General features: G+C 62.0%; 8 protein-coding genes. 2 read left to right on the forward strand and 6 right to left on the reverse strand.

Annotated elements, in window-relative coordinates; translation table 11 throughout:
- The 6 genes from EDC90_RS20055 to EDC90_RS20080 form a co-directional block, all read right to left on the reverse strand.
- A partial coding sequence (locus EDC90_RS20055; RefSeq protein WP_207903978.1) for a transposase occupies positions 1–230 on the reverse strand: 230 nt, incomplete at its 3' end.
- Positions 231–443: 213 nt separating this feature from the next.
- Positions 444–1,643: an FAD-dependent oxidoreductase gene (locus EDC90_RS20060; RefSeq protein ID WP_132314295.1), complete on the reverse strand. Its 1,200-nt coding sequence runs from the start codon at positions 1,641–1,643 to the stop codon at positions 444–446.
- A gap of 15 nt (positions 1,644–1,658) precedes the next feature.
- Positions 1,659–3,002: an amidase gene (locus EDC90_RS20065; protein ID WP_132314296.1), complete on the reverse strand. Its 1,344-nt coding sequence runs from the start codon at positions 3,000–3,002 to the stop codon at positions 1,659–1,661.
- Between the two features lies 1 nt (position 3,003).
- Entirely contained in the window at positions 3,004–3,684 is a 681-nt protein-coding gene (locus tag EDC90_RS20070) for a GntR family transcriptional regulator (RefSeq protein ID WP_132314297.1), read from the reverse strand.
- A gap of 3 nt (positions 3,685–3,687) precedes the next feature.
- Complete coding sequence (locus EDC90_RS20075; protein ID WP_245511156.1) at positions 3,688–4,071, reverse strand: cupin domain-containing protein; 384 nt, start codon at positions 4,069–4,071, stop codon at positions 3,688–3,690.
- A 59-nt stretch (positions 4,072–4,130) separates the two neighbouring features.
- Positions 4,131–4,829 carry a DUF2848 domain-containing protein gene (locus EDC90_RS20080; protein ID WP_207903979.1) on the reverse strand — a complete coding sequence of 233 codons (699 nt, stop codon included), beginning with the start codon at positions 4,827–4,829 and terminating at the stop codon, positions 4,131–4,133.
- Between the two features lie 294 nt (positions 4,830–5,123).
- Here EDC90_RS20080 and EDC90_RS20085 point away from each other — a divergent pair, with 294 nt between their 5' ends.
- Entirely contained in the window at positions 5,124–6,125 is a 1,002-nt protein-coding gene (locus EDC90_RS20085) for a TAXI family TRAP transporter solute-binding subunit (RefSeq protein WP_132314298.1), read from the forward strand.
- Positions 6,126–6,149: 24 nt separating this feature from the next.
- Complete coding sequence (locus tag EDC90_RS20090; protein ID WP_132314299.1) at positions 6,150–8,078, forward strand: TRAP transporter permease; 1,929 nt, start codon at positions 6,150–6,152, stop codon at positions 8,076–8,078.
- Positions 8,079–8,477: the final 399 nt, after the last annotated feature.

The raw sequence follows: 8,477 nt of genomic DNA on the forward strand, positions 1-8,477 counted from the left end.
AAGATGCGGTCGAACACGCCAAGTCGGCTCCAACGAATGAAACGGTTATAAAGTGTTTTATGCGGCCCGTAATCCTTGGGCGCATCCTTCCACTGCAGGCCATGTTTGATGACGTAAACAATACCGCTGACGACACGGCGATCATCAACACGTGAAACACCATGCGCCAAGGGAAAATGCGGCGCTATCCGAGCCATCTGGCCCTCACTCAGCAGAAACAAATTACTCATCACGGTCTCCTTCCGGAAACCGTGAATCACAACTCAAGCCAAATTAATAGGTCCTGAGCCTAGTATCACTCCTTCGCGACGGACGCTGTGGGAGAGGGATTCGGACGGGGCCTCATCGTCCGCCCGGCATGCAAAAATGGCCCCGCCTTTCACCGAAATGCGGGGCCGCCTAGTCTATCCATCTCAGGACATTCTTTTTGCTGGCGGGTGGCCTCAGCCGAGTTCCGCCGCGCGCGCAAGCGCCTTGTACATTCCGATTCGCATCAGGAAATCCCGGCGCTTTGTCGCATCTTCCATGCGTTCGCGCATGGCATCGCGGTAGGCGGCGCGGTCGGATTCCGTTTTTGCCTCAAGGTCGCGCTTGTTCTGGATCGTGTTGACCTGAACATGCTCCTCGGTAACCTTGCGGCGCTGGAGGTCGTAGCGCGAAAGCGTTTCCTCGCCCGCCTCGCCGTTCCACACCGCAATCATCCGCCCGGTCAGGTTGACGGCGTCATGAATGCCGCCATTCATGCCCATCCCGCCCAGCGGATTGTTGATATGGGCGGCATCGCCCGCAAGGAAGATGCGGCCGCGCTGGAAGGTGTCGGCAACGCGCTGATGCACCCGGTAAAGCGTGCGGTGCTCGACCGGAAGCGCGGTTCCGGCTTCGGGCAGCACCCTGCGCAGCAATCCGTCGCCATAGGCCGGCGCAAGCGCCTCTTCATCCGTCATTTCCTGGGGAACCGGGAACATCACCCGCCAGGCGCCGGGAATTTCGAGGAAGAAGTTCCACTGCTCGGGATCGGCGACATAGGTAACCGTATCGAGATCTGGGATCAGCGCCCTGAGATCGGCAGGCGTCGTCAAAACGAGAAAACGCTCCGCCCAGGTAAAGCCCTCGAAACCGATGCCGAGGCTCTGCCGCACCACCGAGCTTGCGCCATCGGCCCCGATCAGCCAGCGGCCGCGCCGGGTTGTCGCCGCATCGCCCTCGCCAAGCGTCACGATCACGCCTTCAGGTCCCTGCCCGATCGCCGTTACCGGACTGTCGAAGCGGATCTCGAAATCCTTCTCGTTCTTCAGCTTGTCGTAAAGCGCCTCGCAAAGCCGCCACTGCTCGCATTGCAGGCGGTAGGGATGGTTCGTCAGATCGGCGATCTCGCCGAAATCGAAACGGCCCAGAAGCCCGTCGGCGCGCGACCGGTACTGCACATAGGGCGCAACAAGACCGGCCTCGATCAGCCGCTCGCTGACGCCGAACTCATCCAGCATATCGAGTGTCGGCGGATGAAAGGTGGATGCCCGCGACTGTTTGGAAAGCGCGCTGCCAGCCTCGAAAACGGTGACGGGAATGCCCGCGCCAACGAGCCGCGCGGCCGCGACCATGCCAACCGGCCCTGCGCCGGCGATGAGAATTCTATTTTCGCTCATGTCTTCCTCGTGGACTCAGTTGGAAAGGATGGGGGCCAGATATTGCGCCAGACCAAGAATGCGGGCGTCCTGCCCGCGTGCGCCTGCGACCGAAAGACCGACGGGTGCGCCGGAGCCTGTTGCAAACAGCGGCAGCGACGCCGCGCAGCCGTCCAGAATGTTGATGGCCGTCGGGTTGCGCAGCATCAGGAGGTTGGCCGCGCCATAGGCCGCATCGTCGCTGGCAAGCGCTTCGATCAGCGGCGCAACGACCGGCACTGTCGGCATCAGCAGACCGTCGACGCCGGTCAGTTCCTTCTCCAGAAAGGTAATATAGGCCTTGCGGATCGCATCAAGCCGGGTCGCGCTGTCGGCGGGCAATGCGCCAGCGGCGATAATGCGGGCGGCAACGCGCGGGTCGAATTCATCGCGCCGGGCTGCAAGGCGTGCGCTCTGGGCGGCAAAGGCTTCAATCCCCGGATAGGCCCCGGCTTTCGCCATTTCCGGCAGCATGTCGAACGCCTCGACATGACGGCGGACCAGCGTGACGCCTGCCGCCGAAAGCCGTGAAAGCGCATCCTCGAATGTGCGCGCGACCGTATCATCCATGCCGTCGGTAACATAATTTTCCGGCACCAGAAAACGGGGCGGCGCTCCCGTCCAGACAGCGGCAACCTCCGTGCCGCTCAAAACGGCGTAAAGCAGGGCGCAATCTTCGATGGTCCGCGCGATCGGGCCGATGGAATCGAGTGTCGGCGACAGCGGATAGACACCCTCGCGCGACACCGCCGCCTGTGTCGGCTTGAAACCGGCCAAACCGCAAAGGGCGGCGGGAATGCGCACCGAGCCGCCGGTATCGCTGCCAAGCCCGGCCGCGCACATGTCATCGGCAACAGAAACGGCCGCGCCGGAGGAGGAGCCGCCGGGAATATGGCGCGCGGCCCGGTCCCAGGGATTGGCGGGCGTGCCGTAATGGGGGTTGAGGCCAAGACCGGAAAAGGCAAGCTCGGTCATATTGGTGCGCCCGACGATGACCGCACCGGCGGCGCGCAACCGGGCAACCGGCTCGGCATCGGCTCTGGCCGGGGCCTCGTTCGCCAGCACCTTCGAACCGGCGCGGGTGACACGGCCTTCAATGTCGAACAGGTCCTTGACCGATACCGGAACGCCTTCCAGCGGCCGGGCGTTTCCCGCCGCGCGGCGTCTGTCGGATTCGGCAGCGGCGGCCATGGCCTCGCTGGCAAAGACTTCGGTGAAGGCGCGCGCCCCCTCCCCGGAAGGATCGGCGATCCGCTCCAGCGCGGTGCGCACCAGCTTTTCGCTGGTCGTCCGTCCGGCGGCAAGCGCTTCGAGGCAATGGATGACACCCTGGCTCAACATCTCAGATCACTTTTAAAATGGTTCGTCGGAAGGATTTGATATGGTCTTCGGCCGCCCGGCGGGCGGCTTCGGGATCGCGCGCGCCGATGGCCCGCAGGATTGCCTTATGCTCCTTGTGAACGCCTTCGGCGTGGGGAATATCGCTCAGGGAAAGAAACCAGAAACGCGCCGAACGATTTTGAAACTGGTCGAGAACGTCATAGAGAACCCGGTTTCCGGCAATGCGGTTGGCCCAGGAGTGAAACGCGCCGTCGAGCTTCATCAGCGCCTCGGTCCGGCCCTCGCCGACAAGCTCGGCCTCGGCTTCGGCCAGAATCCGTCGCGGCTCCTCAAGCTCGGCCTCGCGCACCCGCTCGGCGGCCCGCGCCGCGCAATAGGGTTCCGTCACCAGCCGGGCCTCGATCAGTTCGGCGATCTCGTCCTGAAGCACGGGGCGCACCCGCACTCCCTTGCGCGGCAGGATATCGACAAGCTCCTCCTGCGCGAGACGGTGCAGGGCGTGGTGGACCGGCGTGCGCCCGATGCCCAGTTCCTCGGAAAGCTGAACTTCGTTAAGGCTGGCGCCGGGAGCGAAAGCCGTGGTGACGATGCCGTGCTTGATGCTGGCATAGGCCTGCTCCACCAGCGAGGCGGGTTTTGCCTCACGATCCGGCCGCTCTGCGCCGTTTGCGGGAGAAGCCATGCCTCAGTCCTGATAATAGTGGATTTCGAACAGGACGCAGCCATTTTCGGACTTGAACGGCCCGTGATAGGCGCCGGGCGGCCGCGAGGCGTAGGTGGGACCGGTGAAGGATTCGCCGCCATTGCCGTTTTCATCATTGCCGACGGTCAGATCGCCGGAAACCAGAAACACTTCCTCGAAATACTCATGCACGAAGGGCGCCGTGGTGTAGACGCCGGGAGCAAAGCGCAGCAGGCGCGAACGGTTGCCGCGGCCGTTTTCCTCATCCAGTGCGCCGGACAGGATCTTCTGCTGGATGCCCTCGGGATAGCCCGGCGGCACTTCCCAGCCCTCGTCCATGGAGACGCGGTAAAATTCCAGATGCGGTTTGGTGGTCATTCTGCTCATCGTTTTTCCTTTCGGTCTCCGGCGGCAAGGCCGGTATTTGCGCGCATTCTGCCGCTCGCTCAGTCGGCAATCTCAAGCGCGCGCACGTGAAGTTCGTGGCGCAATGTGCGGCCAAGCACAGGATCGGACAGTTCAAGAGCCATCTTTTCGGCGAAGTAGAAATCGCCGATGATCGGAACCGTTCCGCAAAACATCACATCGCCCTCGCCGAACCGGCCGCCGTCGTCTTCATATTGGCGCAGCAATTCATCCGGCGTCATCAGCGAATCGAGCGTGCCTTCCTGATAAAGCCGCCATTCGCCGTCGCGCCAGACCTTAGAGCGCAGGATCAGCTTGTCCCAATGGCCGCGCAGATCGTCAAGGCTCCACAGATCGGGACCGACCGGCTTGCCGCAGATCTGCTTCGACAAGGTGACGCCGACGGCTTCGAGCTTGCGGTCGGTATGGTCGGAGCCGATGCCGACATGAAAGGCATCGCCGGACCTGATCAGCACCACTTCGGCCTCGCCCGTCGCCGCCTCGCCGACCACCTCGATCTCGCCATCCGCCGTCAGCAGCGCTGCGCTCAGGCGGTAGAACATCGGCGTACGGCGCGGGCGGGCAACCCCGATCTCCTCGAGCTCGCGAATATGCTCCTCGACAGCCTCCACGTTGCGCCCGGCCCAGCCCGCGATAACCAGCGTGCGCGGTGCAACCTGCATGGGCCGGGGCTGGCCATCGACGGGGAGGTTTCGGAACTGCAGGGATTTGGTTGTCATGGGAAACTCGCCTTAACTGTGATGCATCAACTTATGAACCTGAACAGATATACAGTCAATATTCGACGTAAAACAACCCGGTTTCCGCATCGGACAGGACATTTTTTCGAATTTATCGACACTGAAATGCACAAAAAATTGGCGCTATCGCGTTATATAGCCCCAAAAATAGGCATTTATAAAAAATTTTTTCAATGCTCTTGCGTAAGGAGAGTCAATTCGGCAATCTTGTGAAGTATCACAAAAGGCATTAACCTAAGATTTTGCCAAACAAGCAACAGGAAGGCTCTTCCCATGTCTCTCAAATCCCGCTGCGTCGCCGGCATCGCCGCCCTTGGCATCGCTGCCGCCCTCACCGGCCACGCATCCGCACAGGAGCCGGTCGACCTGACCATTGCCTCGTTCAAGTCCGGTTCGAGCTGGTTCGTCTATTCCGCCACCATCGGCGAAATCCTGCGCAAGGTCCTGCCGGAGGGCTCCACCATCGACACCCCGCCACTGGGCGGCGGCTATGCCAATGTTCGCCTTGTCAGCGCGGGCAAGGCCGATATGGCGCTCAGCCATGGCATGACCAACCGCTGGGCCAAGGAAGGCATCGTCGCCTATGACGCGCCGATCAAAAACATTCGCGGCCTTCTGGGCGGTCTCGACACCTATTACCTCAATGTCACCGCCGCCGATGCGGAACCGGGCACCAGCGTGAAAGCCTATTTCACCGAGGTCAATCCCAGGGCCGTCGTCGGTCTCAACCCGCCGGGCAGCATGGCCACCTTCGCCGGAGAGATGCTGCTTGCCGAAGCAGGCGCGTCCCAGGAACAGCTTGAGGCCACCGGCGGGCGTTACAGCTATATCCCGATCCCCGACATCATCGCCGGTTTTGCCGACGGCACGGTCGACGCCACGCCGCAGATGATCACGGTCGGCCATCCTATGACCACAGAGATTTCGCAAAAAGCCGATGTGGTGCAATTGTCCCCGTCGCCGGAACTGCTCGACGTGATGGCACAGAAATACGGTTTCGGCACGGCCGTGCTGCCCGCTGGCACGTTTCGCGGACAGGATGAGGACATAACCCTGCCCTCCACCAACACCACGCTGATCGCCTCGGCGGACATGTCCGACGATCTTGCCTATGCAATCGTCAAGAGCCTGATCGAAAATGCCGAGCAGTTGAAAAGCAGCCACGGCGCGCTGGCCGACTTCAACCCTGAAGATGCCTGGAAGCCGGAACTGGTAAACCTGCCGCTGCATCCCGGCGCGATCCGCTACTTCAAGGAACGCGGCTGGATGGAATAATCCGGCCCCGGCCCGCGCCGTCTGATGCTGCGGGCCAGCACCACTTGCAGGACAAAACAGGCCCGGAGCGCCGACATGAAACGTATTGCCACCGCCCTTGCCCTTTGCTGGGCGCTGTTCCAGGTCTGGATCTGGTGGGACAAGGAGCTGGATCTTGTCTTCGTGCGATCCGCGCATCTGGGTTTCGCCATGGCCACCGGCGCCGCGGTTATGGCAGCGCGCAGCAAGCGACTTTATGAGCGGATCGTGCTGTTGGCGGCGGCGGCCCTGTCCTTCGTCCCGCCGGTGTTTCACTATCTCGGCCATGATCGCTGGCTCAGCCGGATTTCCGGGCTTGATCCGGTCTACACATCCGATCTCGTTGTCTGCGCGATCCTGTTCGCCACGCTCGGCCTTCTGGGCTGGCGGCTGGTCGGCAAGGGCATGATCTTCGTCGTCGCGGTTTTCGTCGCCTATCAGCTTCTCGGCGGCGGACTGCCGGGCGAACTCGGCCACAGACAGGCCGGCCTGTCCGATTTTGTCGATCAACAGCTTTTGACCATGGAAGGCCTTTACGGCATTCCGCTCGGCATTTCGGTATCCGTGGTATTCTACTTCATCCTGTTTGCCGCCGTGTTCGAACTGTTCGGCGGCGGGCGAATGATCGTCGATCTCGCTCTGGCGATGACCGGGCGCTATCGCGGCGGCCCGGCCAAGGCCGCCGTCGTTGGCTCGGCGCTGACCGGCCTTGTCTCCGGCAGCGCCGTCGCCAATGTGATGAGTTCCGGCATTTTCTCGATCCCGCTGATGAAACGGGCCGGATACAAGCCCACCTTTGCCGCCGCCGTCGAGGCCGTGGTTTCGACCGCGGGCCAGATCATGCCGCCGGTCATGGGGGCCGCGGCCTTCATCATGGCCGATATGCTGCGTATTCCCTATACCCAGATCATCACCGCCGCGGCACTTCCGGCCCTGCTTTATTTCACCTCCGTTTTCATTACCGTCGATTTCACCGCCCGGCGCGATGCGCTGCCGCTGCTGCCGTCGTCCGAACTGACGCCGGCGGGCCAAGTGCTGCGCGATCACGGGCACATGCTGGCGCCGCTGGCCTGGCTCGCCTGGCGCATCGTCAGCGGCTACAGCGTTTCCAGCGCCTGTCTGGAAGGCATTGCCGCCACCATCATCATCGGCAGCCTGCGGGCCAATACCCGGCAGAAGCCGCGCGACATCCTGCTGAGTTTCGCCACCGGGGCGCAGCGGGCCGTGACAGTTGCCATTCCCTGCGCGCTTGCGGGCGTGATCGTTGGCGTCGTCGCCTTTACCGGGCTTGGCACCAAATTCACCGGCATGATCGTCGATCTTTCCCATGGCTCGGTCGTTCTGGCGGTTCTGCTGACCATTGCCGCGGCCATCGTCCTGGGTTTCGGCATGCCGACGACCTCGGCCTATGTCATGTCGGCGATCCTGCTGGCCCCGGCAATGGTCAGCATCGGCTTCGCCCCGATCGCGACCCATATGCTGCTGCTCTATTTCGCAGTTCTCGCCATGGTCACGCCGCCGATTGCGCTCGCCGCCTATGCGGCAGCGGGGATCGCCGAAGCGCCATCATCGAAAACCGGCTGGGTGGCGTTCGGCCTCTCGATCCCGGTCATGCTGATCCCGGTGATGTTTCTCTATCGCTCCGAGCTTCTGATGGTCGGCTCCGTTCCTGCCATCATCGGAGCCGTGGCGATCACCCTTCTGGCGCTGGTGGCCTCATCGGGCGCTGCCACGGGCTGGCTGATCGTCCGCCACAAGATGCCGGTCCGGCTGGCGCTTGCCGCAAGCGCCATCCTGATGGTGCTGCCGCGCGACGTCGTGCCGTTCTGGATGTTCGGCGTCGCGATCCTCGCCGCAATCGTCCTGTGGAGTCGGTTTGGACTGAAAACACGCTCCGGCAAGGCGGATGCCGACCAGACTTCCGGGCATATCTGAAACAAATTGGCGAGGCATGCCCGGCCTTCACGAGACTTGCCTTGCCGGAAATGTGCGGGAGAGCAAAACTCGATCTATTGCAGGTCCGATTGATTGGCGCATCCAAAGGGCTAAAAGCCAGCAAAAATGCGTCAGGACCAAGCTCATAGGTAAGTCTTTACCGACTGTCTATTTTTCAAGCGCTGTCATCAGAGGTAAAACGCCCAATACCCTTATCATGACGCTTTGAAGAAACCGGAATGGACGCAGGCACGCTCCGCTTGTCAGCGTGTGCAAGTGACATTCCTAGATGTGAGCTTCCAGGAGGGCATCGTAAAGTTAACGGAACTTGGAGCTTGATTGGCGATGAAGAGGCATGACAAACCGTAATCCTCTTTATCGCCGTCACCGTTTTCCTGC

Origin of the sequence: Martelella mediterranea, assembly GCF_004342225.1 — a bacterium.
GTDB lineage: Bacteria > Pseudomonadota > Alphaproteobacteria > Rhizobiales > Rhizobiaceae > Martelella > Martelella mediterranea_B.